Genomic DNA, 16,749 nt, shown 5'->3' with positions numbered 1-16,749 from the left:
TTCGATGCGTTTGATTCAGTTTACAAACCCCGCTGGCGAGCGCCGCGTGGGTGTGGTCGAAGGCGGCCAGGTACGGTCTGTCGAAGGGGTGCAGAGCACCCGCGAGCTGGCGCTGCAGGCGATCGAGCGCGGCACCGGCCTGCAGGAGCAGGTGCAGCGCCTGGGCCTGGGCGAAGCCTGCGACTACGCCGGGTTGCTGGAGCAGCAGCGCGTGCTGCCGCCGCTGGACCACCCAGATCCGGCTCACCTGCTGGTGACCGGCACTGGGCTCACTCATTTGGGCAGTGCCGCCACCCGCGACAAGATGCACCAGGGCGCCGACGAAGGCGGCCTCACCGACAGCATGAAGATCTTCAAGTGGGGCGTGGAGGGCGGCAAGCCCGCAGCCGGCGTGGCGGGTGTGCAGCCCGAATGGTTCTACAAGGGGGATGGCGGCATCGTGGTGGCCCCGGGTGCGCCGCTGCCGCTGCCACCTTTTGCCGAAGACGGCGGTGAGGAGCCGGAGCTGGCTGGCCTCTACCTGATCGGCCCGGACCGCAAGCCTTACCGGCTCGGCTACGCACTGGGCAACGAATTCTCCGACCATGTGATGGAGCGGCGCAATTACCTGTATCTGGCCCACTCCAAACTGCGCGCCTGCGCCTATGGGCCGGAGCTGCGGGTGGGCGCACTGCCCGAGCACCTCGAAGGGACCAGCCGTATCCTGCGCGGTGGCCAGGTCATCTGGGAAAAGCCGTTTCTCAGTGGCGCGGCCAACATGTGCCACAGCTTCGAGAACCTGGAGTTCCATCATTTCAAATACGCCCAGTTCCTTAGGCCGGGGGATGTGCATGTGCACTTTTTCGGCACCGCCACCTTGTCGTTCGCAGACGGCATCAAGGTAGAGCAGGGCGACAGTTTCGAGGTGAGCCTGGCCGAGTTCGGTGAGCCCCTGCGCAACCCCTTGGGTAACAGCACCGAGGCCTTTGTGCCGGGCGGCGTGAAGGCGCTGTAAAAGCTTTCGCGGCGCGCGGGCAAACACGGTATTCTTGGCGGTCGTTTCTCCCCGCACCGAGGTAGCTTTTCCGTGTTTGCCCAATTCGACCTGCATGAACGCCTGCTCAAAGCCGTGGCCGAGCTCAACTTTGTCGAGCCCACCCCCGTGCAGGTCGAGGCGTTGCCGCCAGCACTGAAGGGCCGCGACCTGCGCGTGACCGCGCAAACCGGCAGCGGCAAGACCGCCGCGTTCGTCCTGCCGATCCTCAATCGCCTGGTCGACCTGACCGAGCGCCGCACCCATATCCGCGCCGTCATCCTGCTGCCCACCCGCGAGCTCGCCCAGCAAACGCTCAAGGAAGTGGAGCGTTTCGCGCGCTACACCTACGTCAAGGCTGGGCTGGTCACCGGCGGTGAAGACTTCAAGGTGCAGGCTGCCATGCTGCGCAAGGTGCCCGACATCCTGATCGGCACCCCGGGCCGGCTGCTCGAGCAGCTCAACGCCGGCAACCTGGAATTGGAACGGGTCGAAGTGCTGGCGCTCGACGAAGCCGACCGCATGCTCGACATGGGCTTTGCCGAAGATGTCGAGCGCCTCTGCAACGAGTGCGCTAGCCGCCAGCAGACGCTGCTGTTCTCTGCCACCACCGGTGGCGCTGCGCTGCGCGAGATCATCGGCAAGGTGCTCAAGGACCCGCTGCACCTGATGGTCAATAGCGTCGCCGACCTCAGCGAAAACACCCGCCAGCAGATCATCACCGCCGACCACCCGGCGCACAAAGAGCAGATCGTGCAGTGGCTGCTGAGCAACGAAACCTACCGCAAGGCGATCGTGTTCACCAACACCCGTGCCATGGCCGACCGCATCTACGGGCACCTGGTGGCGATGGACTACAAGGTCTTCGTGCTGCACGGCGACAAGGACCAGAAAGATCGCAAGCACGCCATCGAGCGCCTCAAGCAGGGCGGTGCCAAGGTGCTGGTGGCCACTGACGTGGCTGCACGGGGCCTGGACGTCGACGGGCTGGACCTGGTCATCAACTTCGACCTGCCCCACAGCGGCGACGAATACGTGCACCGGGTCGGCCGCACGGGCCGTGCCGGGGAGCAGGGCCTGGCGATCTCGCTGATCTGCCACACCGACTGGAACCGCATGTCCAGCATCGAACGCTACCTCAAGCAGCAGTTCGAGCGCCGGGTGATCAAGGAAGTGGCCGGCAGCTACACCGGCCCCAAGAAGGTCAAGGCGTCAGGCAAGGCGGCAAGCACCAAGAAGAAAAAGACCGACAAAAAAGGCGCTGCAGCCAAGCCGGCAGCCAAGCGCAAGCCGGCCAGCAAGCCGCTGGCCAGTGCTGATGGAATGGCCCCGCTGCGCAAACGCTAGGTAGGGGCAGCTGCAGGCGCGCGGCCACGCCGCGCGATGCATCAACCTGCGCTGCTGCGCTCAATCGGCCGTCATGAACCACTTTCTCCACACTGCCAGTGGCCAGCGCATCGACAGCGGCCACGGCACGTCATTGGCCCTGTTCGCCTGTTCCACCGGCGCCACCCCTTGCATGAAGTACGCATACAGCGCGATCACATCTTCATCGCTCAGGTGTGCATAAGACGGGTAGGGCATGGCCGGGTACAGGCTGTGGCCGTCGGCTGCGATGCCATGGCGTAGCGCGCGGTTGAAATCTTCCAGGCTGTAGGCACCGATCCCATGCTGCCGGTTTGGGGTGATGTTGGTGCTGTACACCGTACCGATCGGGGTGGGCAGCCCCAGGCCCCCGGCGAAGGGCTGGCCACCGTGCGCGGTGTGGCAGCCACCGCAGTTGCCGGCGACAGCCAGATACTGCCCCTGCGCGCGCCAGTGGCTGCTCGACAGCTCAGCGGGCGCTTGCAACGGCGGTGTGCGGGTCGGCCACAGTGCGAGGGCCAGCAGCGTGGCCAGTATCAGGCAAGCAGTCGCCAGCAGCGGTTTGATCATTGGGCGCGGATTCCTTGCAAGTGCACGCGGGCACAAGCTCAGAGGCGGGATTCAGCCTGCGGTTCCGTGCTCAGGATCGACCATGGCAGCCCGCACCCGGTAAAACGCCAGCGCCAGGGTCGCCCCCACAGCCAGTGTCCCCATCAGCAAAGCCGGGTAGCCGAGGTGGCGATACACCGCCCCGCCCAGGTAGCCGCCCAGGCACAGGCCCAGCCATGAGCTGAGCCGGTAAAGCGCATTGACCCGCGAAAAAATCGGCCGGGGAATCAGCCGTTGCCGCCAGGTCACCGCAATGCAGGCCCAGGCACCCATGCCGGCGCCGAGCAGGAACATGCCCAGCAGCAGGCCGGGTACCTTGCTGCTGGCAACCATCACCGCGCTGCCGGCTGTGGCCATCAGCAGTGAACCGAGCAACAGGTCGCCCACCGCCAATCGCCGAGCCAGCCCCGGCGCCAGGCAAGACGCAAGCACGAAGCCCGCCGCATTGGCTGCGTAGACCAGCCCCGTTGGCAGTGCAGGTTGCTCGACCTGGCTGGCAATGATCAAAGGCAGCACCGCCATCAGGCTGGCGAGCAGGGTGCAGAAGCCGGCAGCGTAGGTGCACAGCAGGCGCAGCGGCCTGTGGCCGGCCAGGTAGCGAGCGCCCTCGCTCCAGTGGTGCCCGCCGGCTGCACGGTGAGTGCACGGCGGTGGGCTGGCCACGTTGCGGAACATCCACATCGACAACCCATAGGCCAGCACCGCCAGGTACAGCACCCAGGCTGGGCGCTGGTCATACAGCGCCGCACCGGCCAAGGGGCCGGCAAAGAACACCAGAAAATACTCCAGCGACTGCAATGTGCGATTGATGCCGGCCAGGGCGTGGGCGGGGTAGAGCCCCAGGGTGAGCGTTTGCGTGGCGTTTTCAAGAAACACTTCGCTGGCGCCGACGATGAACGCGCACAGCAGCAACCCAGGCAGGGCCGGCTCGGCCATCATCAACATGCCCACGCCGATCAACCTCACCCAGCGCACCGCCCGTGTAACCCGCAGTGGCGGCGCCACATCCAGCAGGTGCCCGGCCAGCAGGGAAAACACCGCCGAGGCGGCGCTCTTGGTCAGATAGATCAAAGAGAACAGCCGGGGGTCCTGGGTAACGGCCAGCATCATCAACGGAAACAGCACCGTCATCAGCCCATCGCCGAGGTTGTCCAGAGCGGCGCTGATCACGAAGCTGCGTTGTTGCCGGTTCGCCATGGTTCAGCGAGCCTCTGCCAGCGTGGCGGCATCGGGCACCAGGGCGCCGAAGCAGCGGGCGAAGGTGGCCAGCCATTGCTGCGCCGCGTGGGCGCCATCGATGCCGGCGCCCAGGCGGCAGCAGTCGGCGAGCAGCGCGTGGTACTGCTGCCAGGCAGGCAGAGGTTGCTCGAACAGGGCATGAACCTGTTCGGCCAGCGCTGCGAGGGGGGCGCACAGCGGCCTGGTGGCATCGCTCGCCGGCCCGATCGCACGCAAGCGAGCAATCAGCCCTAGCAGGTCGCGGTACAGCCGCGCTTGCCTGTGCAGGCCCTTCAGGCTCAGTTCGACATCGTGCTCGGCGCTGTGCTGGCTGCTCAGGTAAAGGCGCGTGGCATCCGCCGGCGCACTTTCGGCCATCAGCTCGGCCAGCCATAGCGCGTGCTGCTGCCCGGTCGACATCTTGCGCCCGGCCAACTGGTAGAACGGGCTCACCCAGTGCCGCCGATAGGGCGCCACCAGCCCGGTGGCCAGTGCAATATGCGGCAGGTCCATCAGCAGCAGCCCGGCGTTGTCTTTGCCGTAGGCCAGAATACTGTGAACCGGGCTGTGCGGCCTGAAAGGCGCCTGGCCGTGCTGGCGCTCGAACCGCTCACCGATCAACAACTGCTCGATCAGGGTGAAGTTGCGGTTGAAAAATACCTGGCCTGGCCCCTGCCCAGGCAGGAACAAGCCCCAGTCGTCGATGCCGGTCCACTGATACCTGCCAGGGCGCGTGCCGGCCAGCACGCGGCACTGCTGCCTCACCCCGGCTGGCAGCGGCTGGGCCGCCAGGTAGTCGTTGAGGTCCACCTCGGGCACCGCCACGTAAAGCACCTCGCGGGCTTGCCACTGGATGGGCTCGCCTTGGCGGGCCGCGGTGATGTGAATGTCGTCGAAGTCCTCCGGCGTGATAGAGATGCCGCAGGTGTCGCAGCTGTAACCCTTGGCCGGCTCGCCACAGTACTTGCAACGCCCGCCGATCCAGTTACCGGCGATGGGCGCGCCGCCGGCGGTGAACGGATAGCGGACCTGCCGGGTTTGCAGCCAGGGTGCCAGCTGCTGTGTGGCTTGGCCGAGGGCACGCAGGCTCTGCTGGCGCTGCTCCGGCGCCAGGTAATTGATCAGCGCATCCAGCTCGATGTGGAAATAGCCCAGTTCGCGCTGGATCTGCGCCTGCATTCGAAGCGCCATGGCCTGGGGCGTTACCCCGTGGGCACGGGCGATCACACTGATGGCGTTGTCGTAAACATCGAAGCCGCCATAAAACCCTACGCGGTGGCCCTGGCGGCGCTGGTAGCGGGCGAAGATGTCCAGTGGCAGGAACTGCGCCGCCAGGTGCCCCAGGTGCAGCCCGCCATTGGGGGTCGGCATGGCGCCGACCAGCAAGTAACTTTTCATCGTGCCAGTGCCTGTGGGTGGGCGTTGTCGAAGGCCTCGATCAGGCGGCTCAGGGCGGCAGGGTGCGAGGCTTGCGCTGGCAGCGGATCGAAGTGGTAATAGCGCCGCTCGGGGTCGATAGCCGGAGCGCGAAACAGTGAAACCCCCAGGCCTGGGTCGTAATGCCGAAACGAGCACACATGGCGTTTGCCGCCGCCACCGGGCAGGTCAACCACGAACCGGGGAAACTCATACCCTGACGTGCGCCCGCGCAGGGCCTCTTCCAGCCTGATGGCGGTACTCAAGGGCGTGCGCAGGGTTTCGCTGCCGGGCACCAGGTCGTGCAGATAAACGTAATAAGGCTCGACGTTGATGGCCACCAGCGCTTCCAGCAGCGCGCCGAGGCCCTGCGGCTCATCGTTCACGCCGCGCAGCAGCACCGTCTGGTTGCGTACCCTGATGCCCCGGTCGAACAGGGCGTCGGCGGCCAGGCGGGTGATCCAGGTGATCTCCCGTGCATGATTGAAATGGGTCTGCAGTGAAAACTGCTTGCGCTGCTCGCGTGCCAGTTGTTGCGCCGCGATCAGCGCACTGCTCCAGCCGCACTCGTCGAGCAAGGCGCAGGGCAGCACCGCCAGCGCCTTGCTTGCCACACGCACCCGGCGCACGTGCTTGATGTTAAGCAACGCCTCAAGCAACGGCCACAAGTGCCGGGCCGGCAAGTTGTAGGCGTCGCCACCGCTGACTACCACGTCCTCTATGGCCGGGGTGTCGCGGATGTAGGTCAGTGCCTGCTGCCAGCGGTTCGGCGTGGCCACTTCATGTGCCTTGGTGACCGCCGCGGTGTCGCCGCCCACCAGGTAGCTGCGGGTACAGAACCGGCAATACACCGGGCAGCTGCGGGTGGCCAGCAACAGTGCTTTGCCCGGGTAGCGGTGAACCACGCCAGGCACAGGGGAGTCCCGGTGCTCGCTCAGGCTATCGAGGGCCAACGCCGGGTGATCGGGCACGTATTCGCTGGCTAACGGTATGAACTGCCGGCGAAGGGGGTCGCTGGCTGCGTTCTGCCAATCGATCAGTGCGAGCACATACGGCGTCAACCTGACCTGCATCGGGTTATGCGCAAGCGAGGCAGCAAAATCATCGGCCAGCGCCTGGGACGCCTCCATGCGAATGAAGTCGTAAAGCCGCTCGGCGCTTCGCAGGCTATTGCGCAATTGCCAGCGCTCGCACAGGAACGCCGAACGCTCGACATCGCGGTACTGCCTCAACCGTTGCCAGAAAAGTGGCTCGTTCATCCGGCGAACGCCACGCATTCGGTGGCGCGCTTGTTGAGCATCGCCACCAGGGCCGCGAGCTGCGGCTGCAGGTATTGCTCGAACCCCAGTGCCGCGCATTCCACCTGGGCCATGCCTTCGAAGATCACCTGGGCGAAGGTATGCACCTGCCGGGGTTTGAAACCCAATTCGGCGAGCAGCTTGCGGTGGGTGCAGAGGTGATCTTGCAGATGCCAGCCGAGCCGGTCGAGGCGAAACTTCAGGGTGACAGGCTCCGGTTCCCACCAACGCGAGCGCAGGGCCAGTTGAGCGTCGGTGATGCCGGTCAGTTGCGCCAGCAGCCGTTGGTGCACCTGTTCGTATTGCGAGAACAAGGCAGAGCCCGGGCCGATGTCGGCGGTGGCTTCGCCGACCTCGGCCTGATGCGCCTCGAAGCTTTTTGCCGCCTCGGGTTGCAGCGTGTTGAGAATCTGCAAACCGTGGGCACTGCCTTCGCACAACAGGCAATGCACCAGGTTTTCCCGCAGGCTGCGCTCGTGCTCGAGTGGGGTGGCATCGAGCATCGCATCCGGTACGCCGATGAAGTCAGCCTGCAGCTTACGGTAGCTGGCATGCCAGTTGGCGAGGATCGCGTGGGTGCGGGGGTTGGCTCTGCGCGGCGCTACCGCAAGCTCGATTGCCTGGGCCGCGCTGACGAGCTCTTGGTACACCTGGAATGCTAGCTCGCGCACGCAGTCGGTGTACCAGCGCCAGTCACCTTCGCCGTCGGAGAACGGCCACGGCGCCATCACCCGGCAGTCCTCGATGCGGCACAGGCTAGCCAACAGGTGGGTAACGGCCTCTGTCAGTTCGTTGTAGTTCAGGCGGGCGTCGAGGAAGCTGGCGCGGCTCTCGGGCGCCCAGTTCGCGATGACCCAGGCCTGCTCCAGCGCATTGCGATCATCGCCCTTCTCGCGAAGCAGCGCCTGGGCGATGTGCAGGGCACGGTCGGTGGCGCCATTGAAATGGTGATATTTGGCCAGGCCAATGCGTAGCTGGCTTTCGAGCCGCTGCAAGTCGAAGCTGCCGCCGTTTTCTGCATGGGTATAGCGGTAGCCCTTGCTGTGGCGGGTATGGCGCGGCACGTAGCGGCATTCATGGCTACGGCTGCCGTCGGGGTTGAGCACCTGCAGCACAGGGGAGGCGACGAAGATGTGACGGTCGATCAGGCGGCGCTCGTTGGCAGAAGGGTCCAGAGCACACACTTTCAAGGCGAAGAACTGGCTCATGAGGTTGCCCTCCTGGGCCAGCGACTCCAGTGTTTGGGCAAGCGCCTGGCTGCTGGGCAACTCAGGGTTGTGTACCAGCAGCAGAACTGGCTTGCCGCTGGCACGGTGAGCGTTGGCATAGAAATCGTCAGCGTGCTTCCAATCGATCATGACGGGCTCCTTGCTTCACGGTCGCGGTTCGGGCCTTGGCCGAACCTGCTGGGTGGGGAACAGGCCTGCATCAGTTTTGGATCGGTAGGCGCCGCGTGCAAGCAGGGGGGGCGTCAGCAAGAAGCAATCAGGCCAAGCCTGAAAATAGAGCAGAGGCTCTAGCCGGCAGCGTGCATGCCATTTAAATGGCGCCAAATAAATATTTACTATTTTGTATCGAATTATGAACCCGGCCGCCTTGGCTAGTGCGCCAGTGCATGCCCCGCGCCGTGCCACCACGGCAGGCTCCAGACCCCGAAAGCTATGACCCAGATACCGGCGCCCATGCGTACCTTGCGCCTGCGCAGCCAGCCAAGAGCACCGTGACCTGCCAGTGCCGCCATGAGCAACGCAGGCCAGGTACCTACGCCGAACGCCATCATCAAGCCGGCGCTGGTCAGCGCATCGCCCTGGCTGGCTGCCCACATCAGGCTGCTGTAGACCAGCCCGCACGGCAGCCACCCCCACACGGCGCCCAGGGCCAGCGCCGCCCAGGCGCTACGCACTGGCAGCAGCCGACGAACCAAGGGCTGCAACCGGCGCCACAGCCCCTGGCCCAGCCGCTCCAGATGCACGAGCCCGCGCCACCAATCGGCCAGGTACAGGCCCATGGCGATCAGCAGCAGCGCTGCCAGCGTGCGCATGCCGCTCAGGGCCTGTGCCTGGCTATGGGCCGCGGCCATGCCCAACAGGCCGATCAGTAGGCCGGCCAGGGCATAGCTCAGCACCCGGCCCAGTTGGCTGGCGAGCAACAGCAGCAGGCGGTGGCGGGGTGAGCGCGGGGCCAGGCCCAGGTTGAGTGCGCCCATCAAGCCGCCGCACATGCCGATGCAGTGCCCCCCGCCGAGCAGGCCCAGCAAGGCGGCGCTGGCCAGCATCGGCAGCAGCTCAAGGCTCATCGGTCGGCTGCCGGGTTGGCTGAGCAGCGTGATGAGCCGGGTCGTGTTCATCGAACAGCAGGCGTTTACCCGGGCTCTCGAGGTCATCGTACTGGCCACTGCCGATAGCCCAGAACAGTAGCCACAGCGCCAGGCCCAACATTACCAGCGCGGCGGGGATCAGCCAGTAGAGCGCGGTCATGGCCGGCCCAGCCGTTGCGCGTTGATGACCACCAGCAACGAGCTGGCACACATGCCCAGCGCTGCCCAGCCAGGGGTGATCAGGCCAAGGGCTGCGAAGGGCAGCACCACCAGGTTATATGCCGCTGCCCATGCCAGGTTCTGGCGCAGGATGCGGCGGCTGCGGCGGGCAATGGTGAAAGCCTGGGGAATCACACTCAGCCGCTCATTGAGCAACACGGCGTCAGCGCGCGCTTGAGCAAGGTCGGCGCCCCGACCCATGGCGATGCTCAGGTGCGCGGCGGCCAGTGCCGGGGCATCGTTGGCACCGTCGCCCAGCACCAGCACGCATCGCCCTTGGTCATGCAGTTGCTGGAGGGCGTTGAGCTTGGCCTCCGGGCTCAGCCCGCCACGGCCGTCGATGCCTAGCTGGCCGCTGACCTCTGCAACGGCAGCGGAGGGGTCACCCGATAGCATCAGCACCTGCCAACGGCGGGCCCGGGCCCACGCCACCAACGGTTGCGCGTCGTCACGCAATCGGTCGCGCAGGCCCACCCACCCCAGCGGCCCGGCATCGCTGCCCAGCAGCAACCATTGGCAAGAGGCGTCCGGCGGTGTGGGCTCGCGCAAGCCCCCAGCGCTGGCCACGAACGCTGGCTGGCCGAAATACAGCGGCCGCCCGTCGATCACCCCCTGTACCCCGAGCCCGGGTTGCTCGGCCCAGTGCTGCACGGCAAGCGTCGAGGGCCCGAACGCCTGCGCCACGGGGTGCGCACTGCCAGCCTCGAGCGCTGTCGCGCAGGCCAGCACCGTTTCGGCGGCCCAGTCACCCAAGGGCTCGACCCGGTGCACACAGGGCCGCCCAACGGTGAGCGTGCCGGTTTTGTCGAGCACCAGGGTGTCGATGTTGTTCAAGCTTTCCAGCAGGTGCCCGTGCACCACCAGCAGGCCAAGCCGTTGCATCGCCGAAGTGGCTGCTGCGAAGGCCATCGGCAACGCCAGCGACACTGCGCAAGGGCACAGCGCTACCAGCATCGCCAGCACCACCCATGGCGCCCGTGCAGGTTCGGCCCAGGCCCAGGCCAACCCCACCAACAGTGCCAACGCCCAGCTCACCAGCAAAAAGGCCTGGGCAGCACGATCGGCACAGCGCGCCAAAGGTGGCTTGTGCGCCTGGGCCCGCGCCAGCACTCGGCCGATGGCAGACAACCGCGTATGCCCGTGAATCGCGGTTACCCGCAGCACGAACGCCGGGCCCAGGTTGAGCGTGCCCGCCAGGCAAGGTTCGCCCACCTGGCGCAGGCGGGGCTCGGCTTCACCACTGATCAGCGCTTCATCCAGGTGGGCCGGGCCTTCGATCACTTCTCCATCGGCAGGCAATTGGCCTGCGTGCGGGACGCGTACCCGGTCACCGACGGCGAGTTGGGCCAGTGGCACCTGTTCGGCCTCGCCGCTGCCCAGCAAGCGCTGCGCCACCAACGGCAACGCTCTCACCAAGCCCAACCCGCCCAGAGCGCTGTGCTGCCGCGCCCGTTGTTCGAGGTATCGGCCCCCGAGCAGGAAGAAGGCGAACATCCCCACGGTGTCGACGTAAAGCTCGCCCTCGCCGGTGCTGGCGGTGTACACGCCGGCGGCGAAGGCCCCCGCCAGTGCCAGCGACACCGACACATCCATGCTCACCTGCCGATGGCGCAAGGCGATAACGGCACCGCGGAAAAACGGCCCGCAGCTGTAGGCCAGCACCGGCACCGTGAGCAGGCAGGCCACCCAGCGCAGTAACGCATGCCACTGGGCCGAGAGGTCGTGATTGAAAGCCGGCCAGGTGGCCATGGTCGCCATCATGGCCTGGAACCAGAACAGGCCGGCCACGCCGATCCGCCGCAGTGCCTGGCGATTGCCTTGAACCTGTTCAGCCGAGGCACTGCCAATGACCCATGGCTCGGCGCTGTAGCCTAGCCGTTGTAGCGCATCAAGCAGCCGGCTCAGTGCCTGCTCGGTACTGTGCCAGCGCAAGCTCAGGCGATGGTTGGCCAGGTTCAGCCGTGCGTGGCCGACCCCGGCAAGGGCGGCCAAGTGGTGTTCGATCAGCCAGGCGCAGGCGGCGCACGTGATACCGCGCACCTGCAAGGTCGCTTCCCGCCAAGGGCCATCCTGGTGAACGAAGCCGGCTTGCACGGCGGGGTCGTCCATCGGCGCCAGCGCAGGGCCCAGTGGCAGTTGTCGCGGGTTGATCGATGGCCCCTCACGGTACTGGTAGAACGCCCCCAGGCCAGCCCCTTCGATGGCCTCGGCGGCCGCCCGGCAGCCCGGGCAGCAGAATACCTGTTCCTGGCCGGCGACCGAGGCTCGAAACGGCGCGTTGCCCGCCACGGGTAACTGGCAGTGGAAGCAGGGCGTCATGGTGCACGCAGCTCCCCGGCCAGCGGCTGCTGGCCGAGCGTAATGGGTTGGCCGGGTACCAGGCTGTGCTCTTCGAGCAGGCGCCAGGTGGCCGGGCCGTGCTCGCCCAGCAGTTCGACCAGGCGCCGGCCCCCTACTGCATGAGGCAGCTTGCCTTGGTAATGGCCAGGCAGGCCGGTGGGCGCCAGTTGCAGGTGGGTGTCCTGGTCGGGAAGGGTGGGAGAAAGCAGGCTCAGTTGCAGCGTGGGCGGCAGGCTCTGGCCGCTCAGGGTAAGTTGCACCTGGCTGCCTTCGATCCGTAGCCGCGCTCCTAATTGCAGCGCCTTGGCCAGGTGTTCGCGCTCCAGGTTGCGATTGATGCCCAGGCCCGCTTCGTAATAATGGTCGTTCACCAGCCCGTCGCCGCCATACAGCGACAGGCCGACCATGAGCAAGGTGCCACCGAGCGAGCTGGCCATCATCAGCAGAATGATCCACGGCCACCGATGGTGGTGCCACGGTGCGGTCGGCTTCATGGTTGCGGCCCGGTGAAGCGGCTTTCAGCGTATGCGCTGCGTGTGCTGTCTTCGGTGTCGGTGGCGATGAACTGCACCACCGCGCTGCCACCGGCCAGCGCTTGCTGGCCCAGCACCAGCCGCACCGGCTGGCTGGCCTGGCTCTGCGCGGGCACTTCGACCTGTGTAGCGCCCTGCAGCTCCAGCCCCACCGGGCCGCTGGCGGTAAGCCGGTAGTGGCGTGGCCGGTCGGTCTTGTTGGCCAGGGTGAGGCGGTAGACGTTCTCCAGGCGGCCGTCGGCGCTTTGGCGATAGAGCAAGCGGTCCTTGCTCACGTCCAGCGCCAGCAGCGGTCGCTGAGCCAAGGCCCAGCCCAGGCCTGCGCTTATCAGCATCAGCACTGCCACGTAGCCGAGCAGGCGCGGGCGCAGCCAATGCGTGCGCGCACCTGCCAGGGCGTGCTCGCTGGCGTAGCGCACCAGCCCCTCGGGCCTGGCCAGCTTGCGCATCACGCTGTCGCAGGCATCGGCACACGCGCCGCAGCTCAGGCACGCCGCCTGCAGGCCGTCGCGGATATCGATGCCGGTAGGGCACACCTGCACGCACAGGGTGCAGTCCACGCAATCACCCCCTTGCCCCAGGTGCGCACGTGGCTCGCCACGGGTGGCGTCATAGGCCACGATCAGGCTGTCGCGGTCGAGCATCACGCTCTGGAAGCGGCCATAGGGGCACAGGTGCACGCACACCTGCTCGCGCAGCCAGCCGGCGTTGAGCCAGGTGGCCAGCGTCACCAGCCCCAGCCACAGGCTTGCGGCGTTCAGGCCCAGGTGCTGAGGCAACTGGCGGATCGGGCTGAAGTAGCCGACCAGGGTAAACCCGGTGACCAGCGCCAGCAGCAACCACAGGCTGTGCTTGGCGAGGCGGCGGGGCAGGGTTGGCCGGCCGCGGCGACCCTCGGTGGCCCGCTGGCAGAAGTGGAACATCCACAACCACAGGCTCTGCGGGCAGGCGTAGCCGCACCAGATGCGCCCGGCATACACCGTGGCCACGAACAGCCCGAACGCCGCGGCTGCCAGCACCCCGGCCAGCAGGCTCAGGTCTTGCGGCCAGAACGTGGAAGCGCCGAGGTGGAGTTGGCGGCCGGGCAGGTCCCACCATAGCGCCTGGCGCCCGCCCCACTGCAGCCAGGGGGCGCCGAAAAACAGCGCCAACAGCAACCCGCCGCTCACGAACCGCAGGCGCCGGTAGCGGCCGTCGATCACCCGGGGGCGGATCATGGCGCAGGCGCCTGCGACAGTTGCCAGACATACGCGGCCAGCACTTTGACCCGTTCATCGCCCAAGGCTGCCCTCTGGCCCGGCATCTGCCCGTGGCGGCCCAAGGCGATGCTTTGGCGTACCGCAGCGTAGTCGCTGCCGTAGATGAATGCGCCGGGCTGGCTGAGGTCAGGTGCGCCGAGCAGCGGCTGGCCCTTGCCCTGCGGCCCGTGGCAGGCGATGCAGGTGCGCGTGTAAAGCGCCTGGCCACGCTGGGCATCGGCGGTTGCCGCCGCCGGTGCAGGCCGATTGCCTAATTGCAGTACATAGGCTGCAACGTCGGCGACCCCTTGGTCGCCCAGTACCGCTTGCCAGGGCGGCATAACACCGTCGCGGCCGTTGAGAATCGACGTGTAGATCTGCTCGGGGCTGCCGCCCCAGCGCCAGTGGCTGTCTGCCAGGTTGGGAAACCCTGGGCCCCCGCCGGCATCGCTGCCATGGCATTGGGCGCAGCGTTCGGCGAACAGTCGCTCGCCCATGCGCAGGGCTGCTGGGTCTTTGGCCAGTTCGGTGATCGGTTGGGCCGCAAGTTGGGCCAGCCAAGGCGCCAATTGAGCGTTGGCCTGGGCATTGGCCTGCTCCCATTCGTGCACGGCGGTCCAGCCCTGGCGGCCATCGCTGAATGGGGTGCCGGCGCTGGCTTGCTCATAGCCGGGCAGCCACCCGCGCCAGTTGCCAAGGCCTGGGTAAAGCACCAGGTAAAGTACGGCGAACCCCAGCGTTGCAATGAACAGCCACACCCACCAGCGCGGAGGCGGGTGATCCTGCTCCTCGATGCCATCCCAACTCAATGGTTCGTGGTGTTGTGGTGGGCGTGTGCCGGCCCAGAGCAGCCAGGCCATGGCGGCCAGGGTGCCGAGGGTGAGCACGGTGATGTACAGGCTCCAGCCGGTGCTCATGGGCGCGGCTCCTGGTCATCGTCGTTGAAGGGCAACTGTGCCGCTTCGTCGAAATGCACCTTGCGCCTTGGGCTGAACACCCAGAGGAACAGCCCGGCGAACGCCAGCAACACCATTAGGGTGCCTAGGCCTCGCAATGTGCCTGCGCTCATTAGCGTTTACTCGCCACGGAGGTACCCAACCCTTGCAGGTAGGCGATCAGCGCGTCCATCTCGGTTTTGCCGCGCACTGCGGCTGAGGCGTCGGCGATGTCTTCGTCGGTGTAGGGCACGCCCAGGTCCCTTTGCACGCGCAGCTTGCGCGGCGTGGCGCTGGCGTCGATAGGGTTGCGCTCTAGGAAGGCGTAAGCGGGCATCACCGATTCGGGCACCAGGCTGCGCGGGTCGCGCAGGTGCGTGCGGTGCCAGTCGTCGCTGTAGCGCCCCCCCACGCGGGCAAGGTCTGGCCCGGTGCGTTTGGAGCCCCAGAGGAAGGGGTGGTCCCACACGCTTTCACCGGCCACCGAATAATGGCCGAAACGCTCGGTTTCGGCGCGCAGCGGGCGAATCATCTGCGAGTGGCAGCCTACGCAGCCATTGGCGATGAACACGTCCCGGCCTTCGAGCTCCAGCGCCGTGCGCGGTGTCATGCCTTCGACCGGTTGGGTGACTTCCGGCTGGAAGAACAGCGGCACGATCTGCGTAAGGCCCCCGATGCTGACCGCCAGCATCATCATCAGCGCCAGCAAGCCGAGGTGTTTTTCCAGGCGCTGGTGGCCGCCGCTCATGCTGCCACCTGCGGGCGGGCGCGCACGGTGCGCCAGGTGTTCCAGGCCATCACCAGCATGCCGCTGGCGAAACAGGCCCCGCCGGCGAGCCGGCCCAGGTAACCGGCGTGGCTGGCGGCCACCACTTGAATGAAGTTGTAGGTGAGGGTGCCGTCATCGTTGACCGCGCGCATCATCAGGCCCTGGATAAGCCCGTTGACCCACATGCTGGTCACGTACAGCACCGTGCCCACGGTGGCCAGCCAGAAGTGCAGGTGCACCGCCCGCAGGCTGTGCATGCCGGGGCGGCCGAACACCTGAGGAACCAGGTGGTAGGTAGAGCCGATGGTGATCATCGCCACCCACCCCAGTGCGCCGGAGTGCACGTGGCCGATGGTCCAGTCGGTGTAATGGGTGAATGCGTTGACCGATTTGATCGCCATCATCGGCCCCTCGAAGGTGCTCATGCCGTAGAACGCCAGCGCCACGACCAGAAAGCGCAGCACTGCGTCGTCACGCAGTTTGTGCCAGGCGCCGTTCAAGGTCAGCATGCCGTTGAGCATGCCGCCCCAGCTCGGCACCAGCAGGATCAGCGACATCACCATGCCCAGGCTCTGCGCCCAGTCGGGCAGGGCGGTGTAGTGCAAATGGTGAGGCCCTGCCCAGATATACAGGGTGATCAGCGCCCAGAAGTGCAGGATCGACAGCCGGTAGGAATACACCGGCCGGCCGGCCTGCTTGGGCACGAAGTAGTACATCATCCCCAGAAACCCGGTGGTCAGGAAAAACCCAACCGCGTTGTGGCCGTACCACCATTGCACCATGGCGTCGGTGGCGCCGGCGTAGATCGGGTAGCTCTTGAACCAGCCCGCCGGCAGTGCCAGGTGGTTGACCACGTGCAGCATCAGCATCACCAGGATGAACGCGCCGTAGAACCAGTTCGCCACGTAGATGTGCGGCACCTTGCGCCGTGCCACGGTGCCGAAGAACAGCCAGGCGTAAGCCACCCAGACTACCGCCAGCAGCAGTGCCACCGGCCATTCCAGCTCGGCATACTCCTTGGAGGTGGTGTAGCCCAGTGGCAGAGTGATCAGCGCCGATACCAGCACCGCCTGCCAACCCCAGAACACGAAGCTGGCCAGTCGGTCGCTGATCAGCGGCGCCTGGCAGGTGCGCTGCACTACGTACAGAGAGGTGCCCAGCAGCGCGCAGCCGCCGAACGCAAAGATCACCAGGTTGGTGTGCAGTGGGCGCAGCCGACCGAAGCTGGTCCAGCCCAGGTCGAAGTTCAGCTGTGGCCACACCAATTGCGCGGCGATCAGCACTCCCACCGACATGCCGACTATGCCCCACACCACGGTCATCACGGCGAACTGGCGCACCACGTGGTAGTTGTAGGCCGGGGGCGGAGAGGCGGCGTGCATGCAAGGGTCCAAGGGCTTCGGGCGGCCAGCAGTATGGGTAATGCGCCAGGGGGCTGCAACCTGCCTGAATCAGGCTTTCATGGTATAAACCGGGCCCC

15 protein-coding genes and 1 pseudogene are annotated in these 16,749 nt (G+C 66.4%); 2 read left to right on the top strand and 14 right to left on the bottom strand.

Annotated features, from left to right (window positions below):
• The first annotated feature begins 4 nt into the window (after positions 1–4).
• Together araD1 and F474_RS14890 are read left to right on the top strand one after the other, a co-directional pair.
• On the top strand, positions 5–994 hold the full coding sequence (gene araD1 / locus F474_RS14895) for an AraD1 family protein (RefSeq protein ID WP_097084844.1): 990 nt from the start codon (positions 5–7) through the stop codon (positions 992–994).
• A gap of 72 nt (positions 995–1,066) precedes the next feature.
• On the top strand, positions 1,067–2,359 hold the full coding sequence (locus tag F474_RS14890) for a DEAD/DEAH box helicase (RefSeq protein WP_097084845.1): 1,293 nt from the start codon (positions 1,067–1,069) through the stop codon (positions 2,357–2,359).
• A gap of 75 nt (positions 2,360–2,434) precedes the next feature.
• Here the strand turns inward: F474_RS14890 and F474_RS14885 are convergent.
• From F474_RS14885 to ccoN, 14 genes and pseudogenes are all read right to left on the bottom strand, one after another.
• Positions 2,435–2,944 (bottom strand): annotated as a pseudogene (locus F474_RS14885) (cytochrome c); the annotation flags it as partial.
• Positions 2,945–2,998: 54 nt separating this feature from the next.
• Complete coding sequence (locus F474_RS14880; protein ID WP_097084847.1) at positions 2,999–4,183, bottom strand: MFS transporter; 1,185 nt, start codon at positions 4,181–4,183, stop codon at positions 2,999–3,001.
• A gap of 3 nt (positions 4,184–4,186) precedes the next feature.
• Positions 4,187–5,602, bottom strand: coding sequence for a class I tRNA ligase family protein (locus F474_RS14875; protein WP_097084848.1), 1,416 nt, complete (start codon positions 5,600–5,602; stop codon positions 4,187–4,189).
• A complete protein-coding gene (locus F474_RS14870; RefSeq protein WP_165830322.1) occupies positions 5,599–6,879 on the bottom strand; it encodes a KamA family radical SAM protein in 1,281 nt (426 codons plus the stop codon). The genes F474_RS14875 and F474_RS14870 overlap by 4 nt, the downstream gene beginning before the upstream one ends.
• Entirely contained in the window at positions 6,876–8,276 is a 1,401-nt protein-coding gene (locus F474_RS14865) for a DinB family protein (RefSeq protein ID WP_097084850.1), read from the bottom strand. Before F474_RS14865 ends, F474_RS14870 begins: the two co-directional genes overlap by 4 nt.
• 242 nt (positions 8,277–8,518) lie before the next feature.
• On the bottom strand, positions 8,519–9,214 hold the full coding sequence (locus F474_RS14860) for a sulfite exporter TauE/SafE family protein (protein ID WP_097084851.1): 696 nt from the start codon (positions 9,212–9,214) through the stop codon (positions 8,519–8,521).
• Complete coding sequence (gene ccoS, locus F474_RS14855; RefSeq protein ID WP_097084852.1) at positions 9,204–9,395, bottom strand: cbb3-type cytochrome oxidase assembly protein CcoS; 192 nt, start codon at positions 9,393–9,395, stop codon at positions 9,204–9,206. The genes F474_RS14860 and ccoS overlap by 11 nt, the downstream gene beginning before the upstream one ends.
• A complete protein-coding gene (locus F474_RS14850; RefSeq protein ID WP_097084853.1) occupies positions 9,392–11,773 on the bottom strand; it encodes a heavy metal translocating P-type ATPase in 2,382 nt (793 codons plus the stop codon). Before F474_RS14850 ends, ccoS begins: the two co-directional genes overlap by 4 nt.
• Positions 11,770–12,288 (bottom strand): FixH family protein, encoded by a 519-nt coding sequence (locus F474_RS14845; RefSeq protein WP_097084854.1) that lies wholly within the window; start codon positions 12,286–12,288, stop codon positions 11,770–11,772. The genes F474_RS14850 and F474_RS14845 overlap by 4 nt, the downstream gene beginning before the upstream one ends.
• On the bottom strand, positions 12,285–13,544 hold the full coding sequence (ccoG, locus tag F474_RS14840) for a cytochrome c oxidase accessory protein CcoG (protein WP_097084855.1): 1,260 nt from the start codon (positions 13,542–13,544) through the stop codon (positions 12,285–12,287). The genes F474_RS14845 and ccoG overlap by 4 nt, the downstream gene beginning before the upstream one ends.
• Positions 13,541–14,482 carry a cytochrome-c oxidase, cbb3-type subunit III gene (gene ccoP, locus F474_RS14835; protein ID WP_097084856.1) on the bottom strand — a complete coding sequence of 314 codons (942 nt, stop codon included), beginning with the start codon at positions 14,480–14,482 and terminating at the stop codon, positions 13,541–13,543. The genes ccoG and ccoP overlap by 4 nt, the downstream gene beginning before the upstream one ends.
• Positions 14,479–14,634, bottom strand: a complete 156-nt coding sequence (locus tag F474_RS14830) for a cbb3-type cytochrome c oxidase subunit 3 (protein WP_097084857.1) — start codon at positions 14,632–14,634, stop codon at positions 14,479–14,481. The genes ccoP and F474_RS14830 overlap by 4 nt, the downstream gene beginning before the upstream one ends.
• The gene (ccoO, locus tag F474_RS14825) at positions 14,634–15,248 is read right to left on the bottom strand and encodes a cytochrome-c oxidase, cbb3-type subunit II (RefSeq protein WP_097084858.1); all 615 of its coding nucleotides are present in this window, start codon (positions 15,246–15,248) and stop codon (positions 14,634–14,636) included. Before ccoO ends, F474_RS14830 begins: the two co-directional genes overlap by 1 nt.
• Positions 15,245–16,651 carry a cytochrome-c oxidase, cbb3-type subunit I gene (gene ccoN, locus F474_RS14820; RefSeq protein ID WP_097084859.1) on the bottom strand — a complete coding sequence of 469 codons (1,407 nt, stop codon included), beginning with the start codon at positions 16,649–16,651 and terminating at the stop codon, positions 15,245–15,247. The genes ccoO and ccoN overlap by 4 nt, the downstream gene beginning before the upstream one ends.
• Between the last annotated feature and the right edge of the window lie 98 nt (positions 16,652–16,749).

The organism is Pseudomonas sp. URIL14HWK12:I12 (assembly GCF_003097135.1).
Lineage (GTDB): Bacteria > Pseudomonadota > Gammaproteobacteria > Pseudomonadales > Pseudomonadaceae > Aquipseudomonas.
The sequence above is the reverse complement of the archived record's forward strand: the minus strand, read 5'-3'. Positions and strand labels throughout refer to the sequence as shown.

Excerpts from the sequence above, each read along its gene's own strand:
- araD1 (WP_097084844.1), top strand. The coding sequence starts at position 5 with ATGCGTTTGATTCAGTTTACAAACCCCGCTGGCGAGCGCCGCGTGGGT.
- F474_RS14880 (WP_097084847.1), bottom strand. The coding sequence starts at position 4,183 with ATGGCGAACCGGCAACAACGCAGCTTCGTGATCAGCGCCGCTCTGGAC.
- F474_RS14875 (WP_097084848.1), bottom strand. The coding sequence starts at position 5,602 with ATGAAAAGTTACTTGCTGGTCGGCGCCATGCCGACCCCCAATGGCGGG.
- F474_RS14870 (WP_165830322.1), bottom strand. The coding sequence starts at position 6,879 with ATGAACGAGCCACTTTTCTGGCAACGGTTGAGGCAGTACCGCGATGTC.
- F474_RS14865 (WP_097084850.1), bottom strand. The coding sequence starts at position 8,276 with ATGATCGATTGGAAGCACGCTGACGATTTCTATGCCAACGCTCACCGT.
- F474_RS14860 (WP_097084851.1), bottom strand. The coding sequence starts at position 9,214 with ATGAGCCTTGAGCTGCTGCCGATGCTGGCCAGCGCCGCCTTGCTGGGC.
- ccoS (WP_097084852.1), bottom strand. The coding sequence starts at position 9,395 with ATGACCGCGCTCTACTGGCTGATCCCCGCCGCGCTGGTAATGTTGGGC.
- F474_RS14850 (WP_097084853.1), bottom strand. The coding sequence starts at position 11,773 with ATGACGCCCTGCTTCCACTGCCAGTTACCCGTGGCGGGCAACGCGCCG.
- F474_RS14845 (WP_097084854.1), bottom strand. The coding sequence starts at position 12,288 with ATGAAGCCGACCGCACCGTGGCACCACCATCGGTGGCCGTGGATCATT.
- ccoG (WP_097084855.1), bottom strand. The coding sequence starts at position 13,544 with ATGATCCGCCCCCGGGTGATCGACGGCCGCTACCGGCGCCTGCGGTTC.
- ccoP (WP_097084856.1), bottom strand. The coding sequence starts at position 14,482 with ATGAGCACCGGCTGGAGCCTGTACATCACCGTGCTCACCCTCGGCACC.
- F474_RS14830 (WP_097084857.1), bottom strand. The coding sequence starts at position 14,634 with ATGAGCGCAGGCACATTGCGAGGCCTAGGCACCCTAATGGTGTTGCTG.
- ccoO (WP_097084858.1), bottom strand. The coding sequence starts at position 15,248 with ATGAGCGGCGGCCACCAGCGCCTGGAAAAACACCTCGGCTTGCTGGCG.
- ccoN (WP_097084859.1), bottom strand. The coding sequence starts at position 16,651 with ATGCACGCCGCCTCTCCGCCCCCGGCCTACAACTACCACGTGGTGCGC.